A 490-nucleotide genomic window follows, 5' to 3' on the forward strand; every position below is an offset into this window, starting at 1 on the left:
AGAGACGTGTTGCTGTGGCGACCGTCATCACTTCCGGTCAGCACGTCGTGCGTTTTCCCCTTGTTGTCAGTTACGCGAAGATAATCCCCGGAGAAAGTCGACACACGGCTGTAAACTACACCCGCCATCGCATACGCGCTGAACCATTCATTCACGCGCACAGACGGCCCCGCCATTACGCTGAACCAGCGGTTACGAACGGAATCTTCATGCCAGCGGGTATCGCTGTAACGGGTCAGCTGGCGATTCTTGTCTCCTGCATAGCTGAATGACGTCACCATTCCCAGAGTGTCCGTAAACTCATAACGGTATTTCACGTTAATCCCGTTCAGATCATCGCTGCCGGAAACGTTCGTCGAGGCATGAAGATACCCCGCGCTCAGCGTGGACTGATGTTCAGACGCCCATGCAGACGCACCGGATACGGCCAGACAAATGGCTGCGGACAAAATGGCGGCATAAAGTTTACGCATAATTACCTCTCGCTTTT

The 490-nt window shown here is 53.9% G+C and carries 1 protein-coding gene; it reads right to left on the bottom strand.

Annotated elements, in window-relative coordinates:
- Positions 1-473, bottom strand: a 473-nt coding sequence (locus tag FQZ95_RS07870) for an Ail/Lom family outer membrane beta-barrel protein (RefSeq protein WP_160530059.1), incomplete at its 3' end; no start/stop codon positions are given.
- Positions 474-490 lie beyond the last annotated feature (17 nt).

The sequence above is a fragment of the Escherichia sp. HH41S genome, from assembly GCF_009820115.1.
GTDB lineage: Bacteria > Pseudomonadota > Gammaproteobacteria > Enterobacterales > Enterobacteriaceae > Escherichia > Escherichia coli_F.